This window comes from Chitinophaga sancti, assembly GCF_034424315.1.
GTDB classification, from domain to species: Bacteria; Bacteroidota; Bacteroidia; order Chitinophagales; family Chitinophagaceae; genus Chitinophaga; species Chitinophaga sancti.
On sequence record NZ_CP139972.1, the window covers coordinates 3,161,866 to 3,182,449 of the forward strand.

A 20,584-nucleotide genomic window follows, 5' to 3' on the forward strand; every position below is an offset into this window, starting at 1 on the left:
TTTTAATCCTTCTCTTCAAATAGAAAAGCAAAAAATTAACTCCAATATAATTGTGGAGGAATAGATTATATTTGATCACAATATATTTCCTATACATATTTACTACTGTATGTTTGAAACTATCATTTTGTTACTCCTGATTGTTATTCTTGTGATCGTTCTCCTCACCAAAAGTGAAATGCAGGCTCAGATGAGAATGCTTAACAGCAGAATGGATCAACTACAAGCAACTAAAAGGGAATGGGACACTACAACGGTTATCGACACGGCACCTCCGCCGGTCTATACACCACCACCTGCTAATACACCGCCACCACCGCCTCAGCCAGTGGCACCACCGCCTCCTCCTCTTCCACCGCCTCCTGTAACAAATCTGGAGCCAGTGCAACAGCGGGCGCCAGCGCTGGTGGAAGAAAAAATCATTGCTACACCAACTGTTACGATTGAGGATACTCCGCCACCACCACCCGCTCCTACATTCTGGGAGAAATATCCGGACCTGGAGAAATTCATTGGTGAAAATCTATTCAACAAGATTGGTATTGGTGTACTGGTGATCGGTATCGGGTTCTTCCTGAAATATGCGATTGACAAAAACTGGATCAATGAAACCGGTCGTACCTTCATTGGTATCCTATGCGGTGGTATCCTGCTGGGGATTGCACACCGTATGCGCAAAAGCTTTGCAGCCTTCAGTTCCGTGCTGGTAGGCGGTGGCGTGGCCATATTGTATTTCAGTATCACCATTGCGTTTCAGCAATATCATCTTATAGGTCAGGCCCCTGCCTTCAGCATGATGGTATTGATCACTGCCTTCACGGTTCTTTTATCAATCAGCTATAATCGTGTAGAACTGGCCGTACTGGGCATCCTGGGAGGCTTTACAGCACCCTTTCTCGTAAGCACAGGCCATGGTAATGCAAACGTATTATTCACGTATATCCTTATTCTCAATATGGGTATGCTGGTGCTGGCCTATTACAAAAAGTGGCACCTGGTCAATGTGATTTCCTACCTCGCTACCGTGCTGCTGTTTGGTACCTGGCTGTCATATAGCATTACTACTGAAACTCCCGCCAAACCAGTTCCTTATATCACCGCACTGGTATTCGCTACCTTGTTCTACATCATCTTCTTCCTCATGAATGTGGTGAACAATATTCGCCTGCACAGGAAATTCAAAGAGCCGGAAATGATCCTCCTGCTCAGCAATACATTCCTGTATTATTCAGCCGGTATGGTGATACTCTCACACATTCACGGCGGTATGTTCCAGGGATTATTCACAGCAATGGTCGCAGTATTCAATTTCATTTTTGCTTATGTACTGCATAAGAATAAATATGCAGACAGGCTATTATTATACTTCCTGATTGGCCTGGTGCTTTCCTTCCTGAGCCTTGCTGCGCCGGTACAATTGAAAGGTCACTACATCACATTATTCTGGGCTGCAGAAAGTGTGTTGCTGTTATACCTGTACCAGCGTTCTGAGCTGAAGCTGATGAAAATTGCATCACTGCTTGTATTGGTCCTGGCTGCCATCAGCCTGATCATGGACTGGTTTAAGGTATATGGCTACAACATGGCCGATATGACGCCGGTGATCAACAGGGGCTTTATTACCAACCTGGCTTGCATTGCAGCATTATACCTGTACAGAAGGTTCCTGAACAAAGAGCAGGACACAAACTTCTTTCCTGTGCTGCCATTGCCACATGTGAAATTATTGCTGGACCTGGCTTTAATTGCATTGGTATATACGACCGTACAGCTGGAAGTATTCTTCCAGTACCATAAATATGCAACACCTATTGCCCGCCAGATGACGCACTTCGTCAACTACCTTACATTGTGTGTGTTACTTTACCTAAGCAGCAAAGGCCAGGTCATATTCAGGTACATTGTTATGGTGCTTACCTTCATCGCACTTATTGTATTCATAGGCGATAATAGCACAGCTGCCCTATTCCGCAACAGATGGCTCCAGGGCGAAAATTATGGTCGCTACTTTGGCTCATATTTTATCATTCCTCCTGTTATCATAGCAATGGTGTACATGCTCTGGAGATACCTCAAACCCCTGTTCAATAAAAAACAGGCGTTCCTGCTCCAGGTCCTGAATACATTGGTGATATTATTTACAATCAGTTCACTGCTGGATCACCTGGTGGTATTGATCGCGTTTCATCCGCATGCAGATATTTATAATATCGTGCAAAGCAATCAGAAAACCGGTTATAGTATCCTATGGGGAACCTATGCATTTGTACTGATGTTCCTCGGCTTAAAATGGTCTGACAAAAATGTGCGCATTATTGCAATAGCACTCTTTTGTATTACCATCATAAAGCTGTTCCTCATCGACATCAGGAGCCTTTCAGAAGGAGGTAAGATCGCCGCATTTATTTCACTGGGCGTATTATTACTGATTATCTCTTTCATGTATCAACGATTGAAAAAAATTATCCTGGATGACAAACAAGAACAAGAAGTTTAGTATATTTTTCATCATATTATTCCTGTGCAGCGCTTCAATGACTGCACAGGATCTTTCTACAGCGGTTTCAAAAGATTTTTCCTGGCAGGCAGTAACTGATAAGGTACAACGAAGCGGGTTTTATAATATCCTGCTCGATCCAAAACTAATGGCATGCAGCGAAACAGCCGATTACACAGACTTTCGCATCTACCAGGATCTGAAGACAGAAGTTCCTTACCTGTTTAAGAAAGAAATCCTTCATACTGATATTGCCGGCATCAGGTCTTTTACCGTTATAGAAAACAAGCCTGTTATACATGGTACGTCCTCTTTCATTTTCAGTAATGAGACAGGCCACCCGGTTGACTATGTAACACTCAGTGTCAAAAACACATGGACATCCAAATTTATGAATGTCACGGGTAGCAATGACCTGAAAAAATGGTACGGATTGGTACCGGAATTTTCATTCGATCCTTCCAGACCGCAGATAAACCTGCCACTCACAGACTACAAATACATTCGCCTGCTCATTAATGACTCCCTCGAGGCACCGCTCAATATTACAGGTGCAGGGCAGTATTATAACGAACAAAAATCCACAAGTCCGCTATCCGTTTTTTGTTCCGGCATGACGATCAGCAATGCGAACAAAACGACCACCATCAAACTGGCTTTTGCGCATCAATACGTGATTGATAACCTCTCCTTCAACATTACAGCCCCTGCCCTCTACAAGCGACAGGCATGGGTAAACGGAGAATCTTTCACGCTTAGTTCCGGACAGGCAAATGAAATAGCATTACAACAGGCAGTTAAAACAGATACCCTCGTTATACGCATAGACAACCAGGATAATCCTCCTTTAAAAATTCAGGACGTAAATGCCTGGCAGGTGCCACGCTACCTGACCGCTTACCTGGAAGAAGGAAAATCATACCTGATCTTAACAGGGAATCCTGGCCTCGCTGCGCCAAATTATGATCTTTCTTTTTTTGCTGATAGCCTGAACAGGGAACTTCCCCGTATCGTAGTAGCGAATGAGCAAATGAAACATATCAACAAGCCGGCATCAGTTGCAGAAAAGGGTTTCACGCTCTTCACCAGTAAACTTTGGATCTGGATTGCAATCATTGGTATTATCGCACTGCTGGGTTTCATGGCCTTCCGCATGCTACGCGATATGCAGGAAAAAAAGTGATACGCACATCCAATGCGTAGCGGTCCATGTACTTTTATCGTAACTTCGAAGTCATGGGAACACAAATCACCTGTCCTAACTGCAGGCACCAGTTTGTCATGGAGGATGCATTTGCAGCAGATATTGAAAAAGAGATGCGCGGTAAAATGGAAACCGAATGGCGCAAACGTGTGGATGCATTACAAAATGAAAAAAACCAACTGGCCCAGATCCGCCAGCAGGTAGAACAACAAAAGCAATCACAACAGGAAGAACTGAGCAGGTTACTCGAATCAGAAAAGAGTAAACTCCAGGCGTCCTTGTCTGAAAATATCCGTAAGAGCGTATCTGCTACTTACGAAAACCAGTTGCAGCTCCTGCAACAGGCGAATATCGAACAGGAAGAAAAGCTGAAAGAAGCGAGGCGGCAGGAGCTGGACTTCCTGCGTAAAGAGCAGGATTTGCTGGCGAAAGAACAGGAAATCGAAATCTCCATTCAGAAAAAACTGTTGGAAGAACGGAACCTGCTCACCGAAAAGATCCGCCGGGAAGAGGCTGACCGTAACCAGTTGAAAGACCATGAACACCAGCTGAAGCTGGCAGAAATGGCAAAACAGCTGGAAGATCAGCGCAAGCTGGCAGAAGAAATGCGCCGTAAAGCAGAACAGGGTTCAACACAGCTGCAGGGGGAAATACAGGAACTGGTGCTGGAAGAACTATTGAAAGGGGCCTTCCCCTTTGATGAAGTGATGGAAGTAGGCAAAGGTGTGAGAGGTGCTGATTGTATACAATTAATCAGGAACCAGTTCGGACAGGAATGTGGTAAGATCATTTACGAAAGTAAGCGTACCAAAGACTTTGCAAGAGACTGGCTGGAAAAACTGAAAGCAGATATGCGTAGCCAGGGAGCAGATATTGCCATCCTCGTTACACAGGCAATGCCAAAAGACATGGAACGCTTTGGGGAAAAGGAAGGTGTATGGATCTGTACGTTTGCGGAAGTAAGAGCATTGGCACATGTACTCAGGGAAGGTATCATCAAAGTGGCAGGTGCGCTTAAAACACAGGAAAACAGGGGTGATAAGGTGCATATGCTCTATGGTTACCTGACCAGTGGCGAATTTGCAGAACAATGGAAAGCCATCCGCGAAGGATTTATGGCGATGAAGATCTCCATTCAGAAAGAAAAAGATGCTATGGAAAAGATCTGGAAAGCGCGTGAGAAACAATTAGAAAAGGTGCTGTTAAATGCGGCGCATATCAAAGGATCTATTGAAGGCATTGCAGGAACAGATTCTGTGGATCTGAAACTGCTGGAAGATGCGGCAGATGCCTTGTTAGATTAAAGCATACATGACTTATAAAAAAATCGCTTTTGCTTCCGGGCAAAAGCGATTTTTTTATTTACAATGACAGATATTCCACAGACACTACTCAAAAGTGTAGTTTTCCTGCTACAATCGATTTCCTCCGCTAGTACTCACTTTTTTTCCTTAACTTTTATAGTATTTAGCAGCACTTATCATATCAATATATGATAATCATAAGATAATCAATTAGTTAATTTTAAGAATAGATTAACAGAAGCTTGCTAAATTTACTAAACGATTTTGCTGTCTCATACGTTGTATATAGAGTAATAAGTCTGTTTGGCATATTTCATGTTGTAACAATAATACACCGTTAAAAAAATAATCAACCTGGCAAGCACTTCATTTTATTGATTATCTGATTGAGTAGACAGGATATAACTTATTCACAGTACAGATCTGAAGAAGATAAAAATTTTAGACCCTGGCAACTGATTTTTATTGAATTAGCGAAACCATACCATACTATTATTCCGTATGTAATAATGCGTTGGTCTGCTAACTAATTTCTTGAGTAATTTCTTGCCAACGTTCTTTAATTGAAAAATCACCCACTAAGACGAAAAGTAAATTGTGTTTATTACGCTTGTAATAAATAGGTTGATATATGTGTGGGTGATTATTAAAAATGGATTTTCGCATATTCTATAAAAAACCAAAGTATGAGAGGGCTGCTATTTTTAGCGGCCCTGCTTATTTTACAGCGCTCCTGAAGTGTTTCATTTTGTATGCTAATGGTCTGGGTTAATGGCCTGCTGGTGGCTTTAAAATGAAAATGAGTTACTCATTTATTTGGGAAAACCCGGTGAGAAAGCCTCCTGTATCTCACCTTTGGCATCTTTATAAATAAATCCAGCCTCCAGTTGCAGTTCCGGATGCTGCCTGATAAAAGCAAAAGCACGTTCCACGCCCATTAAGATCAGGGCATTGTCAAAGCCATCAGCAGTGATCGCATTTGTAGCCACAACAGTTACACTGATAATATTATTGTGAATCGCCTGGCCGCTTCGCGGATCTATCGTGTGGGCAAAGCGCTTGCCTCCTGAATCAAAAAATCGGCGGTAATTGCCGCTGGTGGTAACTGCCCGATTGGCTAAGGGAATGATGTGCTGGCTTTCGCCTTCAATGCCTACTGTCCAATATTGCTGGTGTGCATTTTGACCTTTGGCACACAGTTCCCCTCCTACGTCTACCAGGTAATCGTGAATACCTTTGCTGTCCAGAAAACGACCGATAACATCGCTTGTATAGCCCTGTGCAATGCCATTACAATCGATGCTTACACCAGGTTTTGTACGGGATAAATCCCTGCCTTTTATTACCAGGTATTTAGTGCCTACATGGGTCAGCACCTTCTTAATTGCAGCGGGAGATGGGATCTTTCTTTCTGCAGGTGGATGCACACCAAAGCCCCAGACATCGACCAGTGGTTTTACGGTGATATCGAATGCGCCTTGCGTGATTTTACTGATTTCAACCGATTTTGAAATGACGGCCTGCATATGTGCATCCATTTGTACATGCCCCTTTTCGTTGAACTGATTGATCAGGGAATTGGGTTTGTACAATGACAGGGATTGATCAATGCCGGCAAAAATGGAATCGATGGCTGACTGCAGGGAAGCAGTATCTGCAGAGATATATTTGATGACATAGTAAGTACCCTGCGCCTTTCCTTCCAGCACGGTTTGTGAGAATGCAGAGAAAGGGAGGAATAATAACAATAATAAAAAACGCATATCAATGAAAAGCATCGAGTCCGGTGATATCCTGACCGGTAATTAGTAAGTGAATTTCGTGGGTACCTTCGTAAGTGATCACGCTTTCCAGGTTCATCATGTGGCGCATGACAGGGAACTCACCGGTGATACCCATACCTCCCAGGATCTGACGGGCATCACGGGCTATTTGCGTAGCGATCGCACAGGAATTGCGTTTGGCCATAGAGATCTGCGCCGGGGTGGCCTTACCTTCATTTTTCAGCACGCCTAAGCGCCAGTTCATGAGCTGTGCTTTGGTAATTTCGGTGATCATTTCTGCCAGCTTCTTTTGTGTAAGCTGGAAGCCCCCGATAGGCCGCCCGAATTGCTCCCTTTCTTTGGCGTAGCGCAAGGCAGTATCGTAGCAATCCATGGCAGCACCAACCACTCCCCAGGCAATGCCGTAACGGGCAGAAGAAAGGCAGCTTAAAGGCCCTTTCAGTCCTTTGGCTAATGGCAATATGTTTTCTTTGGGAACCCTGACATTGTCAAAAACGAGTTCGCCGGTGGCGCTGCCGCGGAGACTCCATTTTCCTTTGGTTTCAGGAGTGGTGAAACCCTCCATACCTCTTTCCACGATGATACCCCTGATGATCCCCGCTTCATCTTTGGCCCAGACTACGGCAACCTGTGCAAAGGGTGCATTGGAGATCCACATTTTTGCACCATTCAGGATTACATAGTCGCCGTCTTCTTTGAAATGGGTGACCATACCGGAGGGATTGGAACCAAAATCAGGTTCGGTGAGGCCGAAGCAACCCATCCATTCGCCACTGGCGAGTTTTGGCAGGTATTTCTTCTTTTGTGCCTCACTGCCAAAGGTGTAGATGGGGAACATGACAAGAGAGCCTTGTACAGAGGCGGTGGAGCGAACACCGCTGTCACCTCTTTCGAGTTCCTGCATCATGAGACCATAGGCTATGTAGTCCATGCCGCCACCGCCGTATTCCTGGGGGATAGTAGGACCAAAGCAACCGAGTTCACCGAGGCCAGGAATGATCTGGGAAGGGAAGGTCGCTTGCTGGCAGGCGTCTTCGATAATGGGAGAGATTTCTTTTTTCACCCATTGTCTGACAGCGTCGCGCACCATAAGGTGTTCGGGGCTGAGAAGGTCGTCTATCTGGAAGTAGTCGGGGGATTGAAACAAGTCTTTCAGCATGTGGAACAGGTTAGATCAAGAATCAATTTAAAGAAAAATGTGGAAATAGCCCGAAAAATCGGGTCCGTCTTCGGCAGGTCTGATTTGTTGCGGGGGCGCATAAAAAAACACCGCTTAAAGGCGGTGTTTTTTTATGCTTGTTTGAATAAAATAATCCGGGAATATTGTACTTATTACCTGGCAGCCGGTGCTACATCCAGGTATTCTGCCATTTCCTGTTGCAAAGCCTGTGCAGCTATGCGGGCATCCTGCGCAAAATCTTCACCATTTCCTGCATAAATGATAGAGCGGCTGGCGTTTACCAGCAGACCACAATCTTTATTCATTGCAACTGCAGAAATCTCCTGCAGGTTGCCACCCTGTGCACCTACACCAGGCACCAGGAAGAAATGGTCAGGTACTAACTGACGGATATATGCCAGCTGTGCGCTCTGGGTAGCTCCAATCACGAACATCATATTGTCCGGCGTACCCCAGCTCATACCAGCTTTCAGCACTTTCTCGTACAGCATTTCATCTCCGCTTGGTGTAAGCTGGAAATCCTGGCTGCCTTCATTAGAGGTAAGGCCCAGCATAATGGTCCATTTCTCATGGAAAGAGAGGAAAGGCTGTACACTGTCGCGACCCATATAAGGGGCTACAGTTACGGCGTCGAAATTATATGTCTCAAAGAATGTCCTGGCATATTGTGTAGAGGTATTCCCTATATCTCCGCGTTTGGCATCGGCGATGGTAAAGTGGGTGGTAGGAATGTATTCAACGGTGCGTTGCAGCGATTCCCAGCCGCGGATACCCATACATTCATAAAAGGCAGTATTGATCTTGTAAGACACGCAAAGATCCTTAGTGGCATCGATAATTGCCTTGTTGAAAGCAAATACCGGGTCTGCATGTGACAGCAGGTGACGGGGAATCTTCGTAATGTCTGTGTCTAAGCCAACACAGAGATAAGATTGCCTCTCCCTGATCAGATTCACCAATTCGTGTCGGTTCATATAAATACTTATTTGGGGCGCAAAGTTAAGTAAAACTTATTCAATGCGGGTGTGATGAGTGATATTATACAATTTTATTATGACTGCATGGCAGTGAAATCTTCCCTATCGTAAAAGTTAAAGTTCTGGTAAATTTTTTAAAAAATGAAATGAACATTTAATGGTTGGAAGATGATTTTGAAATTAATTATTACAGCCGTCAGCCCATTTAGGATCTCATTAGGCAAGGGCTGGAGATCTGTTTGATTTTTAAGAATGCAAATGAAATGAGTACTGATACTGGCTGGGTATAAGTAGAATATAGCTAAGCTTTTAGACAAACAGTTCTCCAATACATCATAAATAGGTCACGATAAGGTCACTTCAATATCCGGGGATATTGAAGTGACGAACTAGTGGCGAAGAAATAATGAAGAAATGATAAACATAGCGCGAAGACGGAGTGAAGACAGACCGACGATTGATAGAACACAAATTGAAGACGGAGCCAACACAGAACGAAGATGGAGCGAACACAGACCCACGATGGATAGAACACAGATCGAAAATGGAGCCAACACAGACCAAACCCAGATCACCGATAGCCTGAAAAAAAGAAGTATTTCCCCTACCGTTTATCAATTAGATTTTTGTATTTCTAATAAATGTTCCTAACTTTTCCCTCCACGTTATATGAAAAGACATATGAAAAACTCCCCCGCCTGGCTATTATGCCTTTTTTTATTCATTTGTTTGCAATCGGTTGCACAAACCCGGCTGCCCACCCTCGGTGTCACCACCACCTACAGAAATGATTCCCTTTTACATGCCGCCGGATTTGACTATATTGAAGGTAGCGTAGGCAAACTCCTCTCTCCCGATATCCCGGAAGACAGCTTCCTGGTTTTCCTCAGAGATCAGCAAAAAATGCATTGCATTTTCAATACCTGCAATGGCTTCATCCCCGCCGAAATACCCATCGTAGGGCCTAAAGCCGATGAACAAAAAATTCTGACTTATGTAGATAAAGTCATGCAGCGGGCCAAAAAGGCCGGTGTAAAGACGATCGTACTCGGTAGCGGCAATGCCCGCAAACTGCCAGAAGGCTGGACCCCTGAAAAGGAAAATCCACACTTCGTGAGCATCTGCCGGAAAATAGCCGAAACTGCCGCTAAGTATAATGTAGTCATCGCCATCGAAAACCTGAACAGTACCGAAACGAATTATATCAATACCCTGGCAGATGCAAATGCCATCGTCAACGCGGTAAATCACCCGAATTTTAAACTCACGGCAGATATTTACCACATGCTGAAGGAAAATGAACCTGCTGCGAATATTGTGAAAGCTAAAAAGAACCTGGTCCACTGCCATATTGCGGAGCGAGAAAAACGGACTGCACCCGGTGTAGCCGGCGATGAAGTGAGACCCTATATTGCAGCCCTGGCAAATATTCATTACAATGGCGGTATCTCTGTAGAAAGCCGCTGGGATCCAATGGATGTACAGGCTGCGCCGGCACAAAAATATTTACGTCAACTCATCCTAGAACTATATCATTAAAAATTAAAATTCCAATGAAATCACGTCGTGAATTCCTGAAACAATCCCTGCTGGCAGGTGCAGGCGTTTCTATCACTGCTATGGGCATGCCAGCCAGTAGTTATGCCCGCATTATGGGAGCCAATGACAGGGTAAATATAGGATTGGTCGGATTTTCCGATCGTGCACGCCAAACCCTGCTACCCTGCTTCTTTAACAACAATAAAGAACTGAATTTTGATATCATCGCAGTATCCGATATATGGAAAAGGCGCAGGGAAGAAGGCCAGGCCTTTATCTCTAAAAAAGCAGGACATGATATCCAGGCTTGTGTAAATAATGATGAACTGTATAAGATCAGGGACCTGGATGCTGTAATCATTGCTACAGCGGACTTCCAGCATGCCTACCATACTATTGAAGCGGTCAGTCAGAAGAAAGATGTGTACTGTGAAAAACCATTTGCAGAAACCATGGACGATGCCCGCAAAGCATTGAAAGCAGTGCAATCTTCCGGCAAGATCTTCCAGGTAGGTACGCAACGTCGTAGTGGTGATAGTTATCACGCCGCCAACAACTTCATTAAAGAAGGAAAATTCGGCCCGATCACCATGGTAGAAATGAGCTGGAACGTGAATCAGCCAGGTAGATGGCGTCGTCCGGACCTGGTAAAGGAAATCAGGGAGCAGGATACTGACTGGACCCGATTCCTGGCAAGCCGTCCGAAAGATAGCTGGGATCCCAGGAAGTACCTGGAATACCGTCTTTTCTGGCCGTATTCTTCCGGGATCTTCGGTCAGTGGATGACTCACCAGATTGATACGGTACACTGGTTTACAGGTTTGAAACATCCACGTAGTGCTGTTGCAAACGGAGGAATTTATATGTGGAAAGATGGCCGTAAAAATGCAGATACCATTACTGCGGTATTTGATTATGGTCCGGATAATGATCCAACTTCAGGCTTCCAGGTACAATACAGTTCCCGCTTCTCCAATTCTGCTGGTGGCGTAAAGGAAATGTACTATTCCAATGGCGGTACTATTGATATCGATAAGAATAAGATCTCTCCAAACGGTGGTCTGACTGAACACGAAGCACAGGAAATGGGATTGCATGCAAACCTGCTGCCTGAAATGACACTGAGCAGTGGTGGTGCTTCTGCAGCAACCGGTGCAAATATGGGTGGCGATCCACTGACGAATGCGCATGTACGTAACTGGATGGAAAGTGTAAGAAGCAGGAAACAGGGGAATGCACCGATTGAGGCGGCTTATTCACATTCTATTGCGCTGATCATGGCGAATGCAGCTTATAGAACGGGCATGAAGGCCACGTTTGATGAGAACAAACAGGAGGTAATAGTAGGTGGTAAACCTTTTATTATATAATTGAGATTGAAAAGAAAAAAAATAGCTTCCGCCTGATGACGGAAGCTATTTTTTTGAGCCCTGGCCTGCGGCCGGCTTTATACAAATACTTCTACAATCTTCGTAGGCGCTACGTTCGCATTCCTCATCGCAATACTCCTTGCAGCCGTACTTGCAAATCCCATAAATGCCAGTTTGGTCGCATCCTCGCCACCCAGCATAGCTGGTACACCTTCATCCCCACCTTCACGAATACTCTGTACAATTGGAATCTGCCCCAGGAACGGAATCTCCAGGTCTTCTGCCAGGCGCTTACCACCATCTTTACCAAAGATGTAATACTTGTTGTTTGGCAGTTCAGCCGGTGTAAAATAAGACATGTTCTCCACCAGGCCGATGATCGGTACATTGATCTGTGGACCATCGAACATAGCAATACCTTTCTTCGCATCTGCCAGTGCCACATCCTGCGGAGTGGTCACAATCACAGCACCCGTCACCGGTACGGTTTGTACCAGGGTCAGGTGAATATCACCAGTGCCAGGAGGCATATCGATGACCAGGTAATCCAGGTCACCCCAGTGTACATCGGTGATGAATTGCTTGAGCGCGCTGCTGGCCATCGGACCACGCCAAACTACCGCCTGCTTCTCATCGATCAGTAAACCGATGGACATCAGCTTGATACCATGCTTCTCCAAAGGAACGATCATGCCCTTGCCGTCTACATTCGTCATCATTGGACGATGACCACGAACCCCAAACATAATAGGTACTGAAGGTCCGTAAATATCTGCATCCATCAACCCTACTTTGGCGCCGCCTTCACTCAGGGCGAGGGCCAGGTTGGCCGCTACAGTAGACTTACCTACGCCACCCTTTCCGGAAGCTACCACGATGATATTCTTCACCCCTGGCAGCAGGCTTTTTCCATCCTTACGGTTGGAGTTTACGTTGGCAGTCATATTTACATGCACTTCAGCATCTTTGCTTACCAGGTGATGGACAGCATTGATACAGGCATTTCTGATCAGATCTTTCAGTGGACAGGCAGGGGTAGTAAGCACAACAGTGAAGGTCACTTTATTCCCATCTATCTCAATGTCTTTCACCATGTTAAGCGTTACCAGGTCCTTCCCCAGATCAGGCTCTTCCACATTGCTCAAAGCCTTTAAAATCTGTTCCGTAGTGATCATAAATAGTTGTTAATTTTAATTCGAGGCTGTAAAGTTAACCTAATTGCTATTTACTTTGTCAGCGCTGTCCATAGTTTTTGTCAATTGCTTCCGTTCATCCATCTATATGTTCAGGAAAAACATTCCTATGGCTTATGTTTAATTCAAATCATTTATCTTAGAGGCGGCATGCACAAGAAGATTTCCTACATACTGTTTTCACTTTTGTTCCTACCTTTTCTGCTGAAAGCACAGTTTACGCAGTTCAGGGATAGTATCATCCAGATTTCTGGTATTACAATGACGGCAGATAGTCTCAGGGCCGTTCCTGCAGTGAGTATCCTCATCAAAGGACAGAACAGGGGTACCATCTCTAATTCGCAGGGTGTGTTCTCCATCGTGGCCTTTAAAGGTGATACACTGACCTTCTCTGCAATTGGTTATAAGAAGAAAAATTTCAGGATCCCGTTGGCACTGTCAGGTAATGCTTATTCCCTCCTGCAGCTCATGGTAGACGATACTACTTACCTGCCGGTAACGATCATCAAACCTTATCCTTCTAAAGAAGAGTTTGAAAAAGCATTTGTAAGTTCGGATATTCCTGATGACCAGTATGAACTGGCGAGAAGGAATACGGAGCAGGCGAAATTGAGGGCGGTTTCAAGATATGTGCCACCAGATGCTGCTGAGGCAACGAATATGTACTTCAACAGGCAGGCACAGAACCTGTATTATGCAGGACAGTTACCACCGCAGAATATTATGAACCCGCTGGCATGGGCACAGTTCATACAGGCCTGGAAGCGAGGGGATTTCAAGAGTGGAAGTAATAAATCATACGGATACGGGTATTAAAACTTAAAATAAATGAAACAGCCGCCTTCATCTCCTGAAGGCGGCTGTTTCATTTGGGGCAGCAAGCGGCGCTGAAAATGCATTTTCAATTTCTTATTCCCTTAAATTTGGCCAAATTCAATTCCATGTTCTCATCAAAAAAAATTGCCGTGATCGGTGCCGGCACCATGGGTAATGGCATCGCACACGTTTTCGCCCAAAACGATTTTACAGTTACCCTGATCGATGTATCTGCCCCTGCCCTGGAACGCGCACTCCAAACCATCGAAAAAAACCTCGACAGACAGGTAACCAAAGAAACGATCACTGCCGAAAAAAAAGCCCAAACCTTGCAAAACATTAGCACTGCTACCGATCTGGCAAATGGTGTAAAAAATGCGGACCTCGTAGTGGAAGCTGCCACCGAAAACACGGCCCTGAAACTGAAAATATTCCAGGACCTGGATCTGCATGCACAACCTGAGGCCATCCTCGCCACCAATACCTCCTCCATTTCCATCACGAAAATTGCTGCTGCCACCAAACGCCCTGGCAAGGTGATTGGGATGCACTTTATGAACCCCGTGCCCGTGATGAAACTGGTGGAGATCATCAATGGCTATGCTACCGAAAAAAGCGTGACCGATACCATCGTAGCGCTTTCTGAACAACTGGGTAAGGTGCCCTGTGTCGTGAACGATTACCCGGGCTTCATTGCCAACAGGATCTTAATGCCCATGATCAATGAAGCCATCAGTTCCCTCTACGAAGGGGTAGCCGGTGTGGCAGAAATTGATACCGTAATGAAACTGGGAATGGCACATCCGATGGGGCCTTTGCAACTAGCCGATTTCATCGGACTGGATGTATGCTTGTCTATTCTGCGGGTATTGCAGGATGGGTTTGGAAATCCGAAATATGCCCCTTGTCCGCTGCTGGTGAACATGGTAACTGCAGGCTACCTGGGAGTGAAAAGCGGGGAAGGATTTTATAAATACGGGAAGGGAAATAAGGATTTGGTTGTAAGTGATCGCTTTCAATAAAGTCTTAAAAAGATAAAGAAGGCCTTAAGCCTTCTTTATTTCTAATCCATGAATATCTTTTAGTTTCAACAGCGCCAGCTCTTCTACTGCTTTCGGGATCCCGATGTCCATATTACAGAACAGCTGTAACTCCTGTGCATACACGGTACAGTTCTGCTGTTTTACAATGATCATAATATCATTCAGGATGGTGTAGTCAAAAACCAGGTGATACTTTGCCTCCACATTCTTTTGCACCGCAGGTATGACCTGTAATACCATGGATGCGGACATTTTGTAGGCATTGATGAGGCCTGGCGCCCCCAGCAATGTACCGCCAAAGTAGCGCACGACCACTACCAGGGTATCCGTCAATCCCTTGCTGTCGATCTGCCCCAGTATTGGCTTTCCGGCAGTACCTGAAGGCTCGCCATCGTCGCTGGCGCGAAACTGTAATCCATCTGTACCCAGCCTGTAAGCAAAACAATGATGCGTAGCTTTGGGGTGTTCTTTCTTCACTTCCTGCAGGTACTCTTTGACCTGCTCCACCGATTTCACGGGCCATGCATAGGCCAGGAATTTGCTGCCCCTGTCCTTGAATTCAGCCCTTGCTGTTTTTTCTATAGTAAAATAAACTTCCATGCCTGGTTTGTTAAGGGGTATAATTGATCATGAGCAGGTTGTTCTGCTTCAGATCCGTCTTTATGCGCACATATTTTCTAATCTTACCTGCGGTGATTTTCATCACGGCGGTATTGGGAGGAATACTCCCCAAATTGTCTGCCAGTAATATCATCCGGTTCTCGCCCGGTTGGAGTGTAACTGATAATTTTTGCCTGCGTTTTAATACAGGAAAACCGCTTACAATGTATTTTTCATTCAGGCGAATGGAAATGCTGTCGCCATCTTCGGCGGCATCGTCCCACAGTTCCAGTTCTACATCACCTGTACCCACCGTGATCTGGTCCAGCAGGTTGTTACGACGTTCTATTACCCGCTTATCTACAGGTGGTGTAGGCGGTGCAGGTGGCTGCGGTTTTACTTTTCTATAAACCTGTGCTACCAGGAAAGTAGAATAGTAATTAGACTTATCACGAAAATCGTATACCGCTGCCAGGCTATCTGTTTTGATCCTGAAGGAGCCGGTGTTTGGCGGGAGCCTGCCGTAATTATCGGCAAAGAATCCCAGTATATTCATACCCGTATCCAGTTTCACCTGGAAGAGTGAGCCGCCGGGGCTTACATATTCTTTGTTCAGCAGGGTCTTACCATTGTGTACAAAGGTCACGGTGTCTTTGTCATCAACGTCTTCGTCTCTGATGAAAACGGGGATGATAGAATCGTAGACGGTGATCTTATCATAGACGCCGAAGTAAACCGAATCGCCTTCGGGATGCGCCATGCGCCGGGTATCCGGGCTTTGCCAGGGGATGTTATCTTTCTTCTTTAATAAGATGGGTTTCTTTGACAGCAGTTCACGCAGGTAATCTTTCATCATAGCATAGATCTCATCGTCATGATAGAAGCCCTGCATATATAATTCGAAAGAGTTGATCCACATCCTTTCTACAGAAAGACCATTGGGTTTAAAATCCAGGGTACCATTGAGGTACAGCATCCAGGCACCGATTTTAAAAGGGGCTTCTGAGATGGGATATTTATTTCGGCCAATGCCGAGTTCGTGGTCGTTCTTTTTACAAAGGAGTACTTCGTACGAACCGGAAAAGGAGCCATAATCAATTTTGAGGAGAGACGGATACAGCATTTTGTTGGTAGGTTCGCTGATCTGCCATTCCATACTAATGGTTTTGGAGCTGCCAGTGGGGGTATAGTCCATATGCCAGGTGCCGGTCCATTTATCACCCTGGCCCACTGCCTGCAGTGAGCAAAGAATGAATAACCATATGCATATAGGAGCCCTTAATTTGTACATGTTATTGTTCCCTGTGGTATGTAAATATATGATCGCCCTCTAGCGATATTTCTGTTGTTAACTTAGCATTTTTCAACCGGGGTGCCGACAATCCTCCGGGTAGGGTGATTGCCCCTCTGATCACTCTTGCCTCATCCCAGAGACCTTCTTCAATAAAACGGGTGAGGGTGGCTGCCCCTCCTTCCACGAGCACACTGAGTACGCGTTGTTCATGCAGTTCCTGCATCAGCTGTGCCAGGGTGTTGCCCCTGAAGAAGAAGGTAGGCTGACTGCCATCGTACAGGTGATGGGTAGCTGGCACTTTATGATGCGGGTCTATCACGATTCTCAGGGGGTCTTTGCCTGTCCAGAGGCGGTTATTGAGCCTTGGATTATCCATCACAGCGGTATGGCTGCCTACGAGGATGCTGCTTTCTTCTGTTCTCCAGCGATGTACCATCCTGTCGGTAAAGCGGTTGGAGATGCGCACAGGATGACCATCTTCTGTGCCCATATAGCCGGCCTGGCACTCGGCCCATTTTAATATGATATAGGGGCGTTTTTGTTCATGAAAAGTAAAGAAGCGGCTGTTAAGTTCCCTGCATTCGGCTTCCAGGATGCCGGTGTGTACGGCAATACCGGCATTTTCGAGGATGGCGATGCCTTTCCCGGCTACAGCACTGAAGGTGTCTACGCAACCGATGACTACTTTTGGGATCTTTTCGGCCACGATCAGGTTGGCGCAGGGGGGCGTTTTGCCATAGTGCGCGCAGGGCTCCAGGCTCACGTACATGGTGGCAGCTGGAATGAGGTGGCGATCGGCTTCTTTTACAGAATTGATACAATTCACTTCGGCATGCGCCTGCCCGTATACCTTATGGTATCCCTCTCCTATTATTCTGCCTTCGTGTACGAGTACAGCACCTACCATTGGGTTTGGGGCGACATGGCCTGCTCCCAGGGTGGCGAGGTGAATACAACGAAGCATGAAAAATTCATCTGTATGGCGGTCCATGGTCGTGTTTGTATCTTTACTTTTGCAGGGAATGTGGTTCCGGAGTGCAGGAAGCGTATCCTTTGCAATGTTTGTATCCTTACTTTTGCTGGCAGGAATGTCGCCCTGGAGTGCAGGAAGCGTATCCTTTGCAATGTTTGTATCCTTACTTTTGCCTGCAAAAATATCGTTTACGCCGGGAATTTCCCTTTTTTATACCACAGCTTATGACCATTCAGGTTGCATTTATACAGATCATTCAGGCCCTAAGCCCCATCCATGGCGATCGGGAGGCTGCCAGTATTGCCCATATATTAATGGAGCATATCACCGGCCTTGGCAAAATGGACAGGATCGTTTATAAAGACAGGGAACTCACTGAGGATCAGGCAGATCGCTTTCAGAAAGGCCTGGATGCCCTGCTCAGGAATGAGCCGGTGCAATATGTGACAGGAACGGGCTGGTTTTATGGCATGGAACTGCAGGTGACCCCGGATGTATTGATTCCAAGACCGGAAACGGAGGAACTGGCGGAGTGGATTATTGAAGATGTGAAGAAAGCGGGCAAGCAACCAGGAAACCAGGAAACGGGGCTCGAAATGCAGGGAAGAATATTGGATACAGGTAAAAGAATTGTAACAGGATTGCACCCCAGCATCCTGGACATTGGCACAGGCAGTGGCGCCATTCCATTAGCTATCAAGAAAAACCTCCCGTCAGCTGCTGTAAGCGCCATTGACATTAGTGCCGGCGCCCTGGAAGTGGCAAAGGCAAATGCAAAGAAATTATCACTGGATGTTAATTTTTCATTGGTGGATGTATTGGATGTAAATGCAACTGCTGCGCTACCAATATTTGATATTATAGTAAGCAATCCTCCTTATATCTGTGAACAGGAGCGTGCCGGCATGCAGGAGCAGGTACTGGATTATGAACCCAATATTGCCTTGTTTGTACCGGATCATGATCCCCTTCGTTTTTACCGGAGGATAGGTGAACTGGCGCAGGAGAAGTTGGCACCCGGAGGTGGATTATATTTTGAGATCAATGAGGCGTATGGAGCGGAGACTGTGAAATTGCTGGAAGAGCAGGGATATGTGGAGGTGGTACTGAAGCAGGATCTTTTTGGGAAAGACAGGATGGTGAAGGCGAAGAAACTTTAAGGAACGAAACTTTAAAATGAAAGGCCTTCAGGATGTAACGCTGAAAATGAAGCGTCGCGGATGGAAATTTAAAGAACGAAACCTTAAAAATGAAATCCGACGCCACCAGCTTTAACATTATCCTTTTAAAACTGCTCCTCCAATGCAGAATATTTGATACCACCAACCTACCACCTGCAGGTAGCTTAAACTAGAAATCATTTCATAGACAGGTATTTTGAATTGATAATCAATACCTAAATGGTAATTACGATATGAGTTCTAATATTACTTCTCAACTGGCAAAAAAACGGCTCCGGAACTTAATTGCTCCGGAGCCGTTTGAATTTCGTATTGGTATACATGTTAGTCCTAATTCGTTTCAGGCGGTTTTGTAGTCGCCAATACAACCCTGGCTCCTATTTCACGCGCTATCTCCATAATAGACACCACATCCTCTACCGGAACTGATTTTTCTGCATTTACCACAATCGTAGGATCTACCTCTTTCGAATCCCGTGCAATGGATGCCGCCAACATCTGCTTCAGGCTTCCAAAGGCGACCTTGTTAGTACCTACAAAGAATTCTCTCTTATCATTAATGCTGACAACCACCGTCTGTTTAGACTTGGTATTGCTCTTTGCCTTTGGCAAAGTCAGCTTGATTACGTTTGGATTCGCCAATGTGGATACGATCAGGAAGAAGAGCAGCAGAATGAACAAGATGTCATTCAGCGCCCCGCTGTGCATCTCCACATGATTTTTATTTCTTCTGTTGCGTAAGTTCATAAGCTTGATTATCTGGTTGGCTCCTGTAAAATATCGATAAACTCAGCAGAAGCAGCTTCCATTTTATTGATAGTCTTGTCTATCTGCGCATTCAGGAAGCTGTAGCCGATATAGGCCACCAGACCGATAATCAGACCCGTTGCAGAAGTGATCATCTTCACATAGATACCACCGGCAATTGTACCCAGGGTGATATCGGAAGTGATAGAGATATTAAAGAAGGTCTGGATCATACCGGCGATGGTACCCAGGAATCCGAACATAGGCGCAATACCGGAGATAATAGAAAGGATCACGAGGTTCTTTTCCATTTTATATATTTCCAGCTTACCTACATTCTCCATAGACTTTTCAATGCTCTCGATCGGCTTACCTATACGCTGGATGCCTTTGTCGATCATACGGGCAATAGGGCTGTTAGTGTTCTTTGATAAAGAACGTGCAGCCTGGATGTTGCCATTGGAGATATGATCACGGATCATCGGCATGAAATTATCTTCCAGTTTACCAGCTTTGGAGATGGTGAGATACCTTTCTACAAAGGAGAAAACGGCGATAACAGAGAGAATCCCCAGAGGGATCATGAGTACGCCCCCCTTTGCCAGCAGGTCTAATAACCTGATATGCTGATCGGCAGCGGCAACTGCTTCGGTGCCGGCAGCCACTGTATCGGGCTTGGGCGATAATAAGGAATCCTGGAGTAATGTTACTAATCCTAAGAGCATGAATAAAATTTTAACCTTGCAAAAGTATTACATCAAATGCAACAAGCGGGGAAAGATACCAATATTATGTAAACATTTAACGTATATGTTCTTAAAATATTATCCCCATTGTTAATGAGTAGTGAATACAATCCGGTACCTGATTGTTTCAGCAACA

Annotated in this window: 17 protein-coding genes; 8 read left to right on the plus strand and 9 right to left on the minus strand. The window is 45.4% G+C overall.

What is annotated here, in order from left to right; all coding sequences use genetic code 11:
- Positions 1-109: 109 nt before the first annotated feature.
- The 3 genes from U0033_RS11980 to U0033_RS11990 are packed head-to-tail and all read left to right on the plus strand — an operon-like array spanning position 110 to position 5,005.
- A complete protein-coding gene (locus tag U0033_RS11980) occupies positions 110-2,497 on the plus strand; it encodes a DUF2339 domain-containing protein (RefSeq protein ID WP_072361340.1) in 2,388 nt (795 codons plus the stop codon).
- Positions 2,472-3,680 (plus strand): hypothetical protein, encoded by a 1,209-nt coding sequence (locus tag U0033_RS11985; RefSeq protein WP_072361337.1) that lies wholly within the window; start codon positions 2,472-2,474, stop codon positions 3,678-3,680. The genes U0033_RS11980 and U0033_RS11985 overlap by 26 nt, the downstream gene beginning before the upstream one ends.
- Positions 3,681-3,733: 53 nt before the next feature.
- Positions 3,734-5,005 (plus strand): DUF2130 domain-containing protein, encoded by a 1,272-nt coding sequence (locus U0033_RS11990; RefSeq protein WP_072361334.1) that lies wholly within the window; start codon positions 3,734-3,736, stop codon positions 5,003-5,005.
- Positions 5,006-5,817: 812 nt separating this feature from the next.
- On the opposite strand, the gene U0033_RS11995 is transcribed toward U0033_RS11990, so the two are convergent.
- The 3 genes from U0033_RS11995 to pyrF form a co-directional block, all read right to left on the minus strand.
- Positions 5,818-6,768: an FAD:protein FMN transferase gene (locus U0033_RS11995; RefSeq protein WP_072361546.1), complete on the minus strand. Its 951-nt coding sequence runs from the start codon at positions 6,766-6,768 to the stop codon at positions 5,818-5,820.
- 1 nt (position 6,769) lies between these two features.
- A complete protein-coding gene (locus tag U0033_RS12000; RefSeq protein ID WP_072361331.1) occupies positions 6,770-7,948 on the minus strand; it encodes an acyl-CoA dehydrogenase family protein in 1,179 nt (392 codons plus the stop codon).
- A 173-nt stretch (positions 7,949-8,121) separates the two neighbouring features.
- On the minus strand, positions 8,122-8,943 hold the full coding sequence (gene pyrF, locus U0033_RS12005) for an orotidine-5'-phosphate decarboxylase (protein ID WP_072361328.1): 822 nt from the start codon (positions 8,941-8,943) through the stop codon (positions 8,122-8,124).
- Positions 8,944-9,675: 732 nt separating this feature from the next.
- Here pyrF and U0033_RS12010 point away from each other — a divergent pair.
- Together U0033_RS12010 and U0033_RS12015 are read left to right on the plus strand one after the other, a co-directional pair.
- Complete coding sequence (locus tag U0033_RS12010) at positions 9,676-10,485, plus strand: sugar phosphate isomerase/epimerase family protein (protein ID WP_177318601.1); 810 nt, start codon at positions 9,676-9,678, stop codon at positions 10,483-10,485.
- A 14-nt stretch (positions 10,486-10,499) separates the two neighbouring features.
- Positions 10,500-11,855, plus strand: coding sequence for a Gfo/Idh/MocA family protein (locus U0033_RS12015; RefSeq protein ID WP_072361325.1), 1,356 nt, complete (start codon positions 10,500-10,502; stop codon positions 11,853-11,855).
- Between the two features lie 77 nt (positions 11,856-11,932).
- On the opposite strand, the gene U0033_RS12020 is transcribed toward U0033_RS12015, so the two are convergent.
- Positions 11,933-13,030, minus strand: coding sequence for an Mrp/NBP35 family ATP-binding protein (locus U0033_RS12020; protein WP_072361322.1), 1,098 nt, complete (start codon positions 13,028-13,030; stop codon positions 11,933-11,935).
- Positions 13,031-13,198: 168 nt separating this feature from the next.
- Between U0033_RS12020 and U0033_RS12025 the strand changes: the two genes are divergently transcribed.
- Both U0033_RS12025 and U0033_RS12030 read left to right on the plus strand, forming a co-directional pair.
- Entirely contained in the window at positions 13,199-13,864 is a 666-nt protein-coding gene (locus U0033_RS12025) for a carboxypeptidase-like regulatory domain-containing protein (protein ID WP_072361319.1), read from the plus strand.
- Positions 13,865-13,989: 125 nt separating this feature from the next.
- Complete coding sequence (locus U0033_RS12030; RefSeq protein ID WP_072361543.1) at positions 13,990-14,886, plus strand: 3-hydroxyacyl-CoA dehydrogenase family protein; 897 nt, start codon at positions 13,990-13,992, stop codon at positions 14,884-14,886.
- Between the two features lie 24 nt (positions 14,887-14,910).
- Here U0033_RS12030 and U0033_RS12035 read toward each other — a convergent pair whose 3' ends face one another.
- Genes U0033_RS12035 through ribD form a run of 3 tightly spaced genes read right to left on the minus strand, consistent with a single transcriptional unit; the run spans position 14,911 to position 17,792 of the window.
- Entirely contained in the window at positions 14,911-15,507 is a 597-nt protein-coding gene (locus tag U0033_RS12035) for an IMPACT family protein (protein WP_072361316.1), read from the minus strand.
- A 10-nt stretch (positions 15,508-15,517) separates the two neighbouring features.
- On the minus strand, positions 15,518-16,798 hold the full coding sequence (locus U0033_RS12040; RefSeq protein WP_072361313.1) for a hypothetical protein: 1,281 nt from the start codon (positions 16,796-16,798) through the stop codon (positions 15,518-15,520).
- 1 nt (position 16,799) lies between these two features.
- A complete protein-coding gene (gene ribD, locus U0033_RS12045) occupies positions 16,800-17,792 on the minus strand; it encodes a bifunctional diaminohydroxyphosphoribosylaminopyrimidine deaminase/5-amino-6-(5-phosphoribosylamino)uracil reductase RibD (protein WP_072361310.1) in 993 nt (330 codons plus the stop codon).
- A 206-nt stretch (positions 17,793-17,998) separates the two neighbouring features.
- Between ribD and prmC the strand changes: the two genes are divergently transcribed.
- On the plus strand, positions 17,999-18,934 hold the full coding sequence (prmC, locus tag U0033_RS12050; protein WP_072361308.1) for a peptide chain release factor N(5)-glutamine methyltransferase: 936 nt from the start codon (positions 17,999-18,001) through the stop codon (positions 18,932-18,934).
- Positions 18,935-19,285: 351 nt separating this feature from the next.
- Here prmC and U0033_RS12055 read toward each other — a convergent pair whose 3' ends face one another.
- Both U0033_RS12055 and U0033_RS12060 read right to left on the minus strand, forming a co-directional pair.
- Positions 19,286-19,702, minus strand: coding sequence for an ExbD/TolR family protein (locus tag U0033_RS12055; protein ID WP_072361305.1), 417 nt, complete (start codon positions 19,700-19,702; stop codon positions 19,286-19,288).
- An 8-nt stretch (positions 19,703-19,710) separates the two neighbouring features.
- Positions 19,711-20,427, minus strand: a complete 717-nt coding sequence (locus U0033_RS12060; RefSeq protein ID WP_072361302.1) for a MotA/TolQ/ExbB proton channel family protein — start codon at positions 20,425-20,427, stop codon at positions 19,711-19,713.
- Positions 20,428-20,584 lie beyond the last annotated feature (157 nt).

Excerpts from the sequence above, each read along its gene's own strand:
- U0033_RS11980 (WP_072361340.1), top strand. The coding sequence starts at position 110 with ATGTTTGAAACTATCATTTTGTTACTCCTGATTGTTATTCTTGTGATC.
- U0033_RS11985 (WP_072361337.1), top strand. The coding sequence starts at position 2,472 with ATGACAAACAAGAACAAGAAGTTTAGTATATTTTTCATCATATTATTC.
- U0033_RS11990 (WP_072361334.1), top strand. The coding sequence starts at position 3,734 with ATGGGAACACAAATCACCTGTCCTAACTGCAGGCACCAGTTTGTCATG.
- U0033_RS11995 (WP_072361546.1), bottom strand. The coding sequence starts at position 6,768 with ATGCGTTTTTTATTATTGTTATTATTCCTCCCTTTCTCTGCATTCTCA.
- U0033_RS12000 (WP_072361331.1), bottom strand. The coding sequence starts at position 7,948 with ATGCTGAAAGACTTGTTTCAATCCCCCGACTACTTCCAGATAGACGAC.
- pyrF (WP_072361328.1), bottom strand. The coding sequence starts at position 8,943 with ATGAACCGACACGAATTGGTGAATCTGATCAGGGAGAGGCAATCTTAT.
- U0033_RS12015 (WP_072361325.1), top strand. The coding sequence starts at position 10,500 with ATGAAATCACGTCGTGAATTCCTGAAACAATCCCTGCTGGCAGGTGCA.
- U0033_RS12020 (WP_072361322.1), bottom strand. The coding sequence starts at position 13,030 with ATGATCACTACGGAACAGATTTTAAAGGCTTTGAGCAATGTGGAAGAG.
- U0033_RS12025 (WP_072361319.1), top strand. The coding sequence starts at position 13,199 with ATGCACAAGAAGATTTCCTACATACTGTTTTCACTTTTGTTCCTACCT.
- U0033_RS12030 (WP_072361543.1), top strand. The coding sequence starts at position 13,990 with ATGTTCTCATCAAAAAAAATTGCCGTGATCGGTGCCGGCACCATGGGT.
- U0033_RS12035 (WP_072361316.1), bottom strand. The coding sequence starts at position 15,507 with ATGGAAGTTTATTTTACTATAGAAAAAACAGCAAGGGCTGAATTCAAG.
- U0033_RS12040 (WP_072361313.1), bottom strand. The coding sequence starts at position 16,798 with ATGTACAAATTAAGGGCTCCTATATGCATATGGTTATTCATTCTTTGC.
- ribD (WP_072361310.1), bottom strand. The coding sequence starts at position 17,792 with ATGGACCGCCATACAGATGAATTTTTCATGCTTCGTTGTATTCACCTC.
- prmC (WP_072361308.1), top strand. The coding sequence starts at position 17,999 with ATGACCATTCAGGTTGCATTTATACAGATCATTCAGGCCCTAAGCCCC.
- U0033_RS12055 (WP_072361305.1), bottom strand. The coding sequence starts at position 19,702 with ATGAACTTACGCAACAGAAGAAATAAAAATCATGTGGAGATGCACAGC.
- U0033_RS12060 (WP_072361302.1), bottom strand. The coding sequence starts at position 20,427 with ATGCTCTTAGGATTAGTAACATTACTCCAGGATTCCTTATTATCGCCC.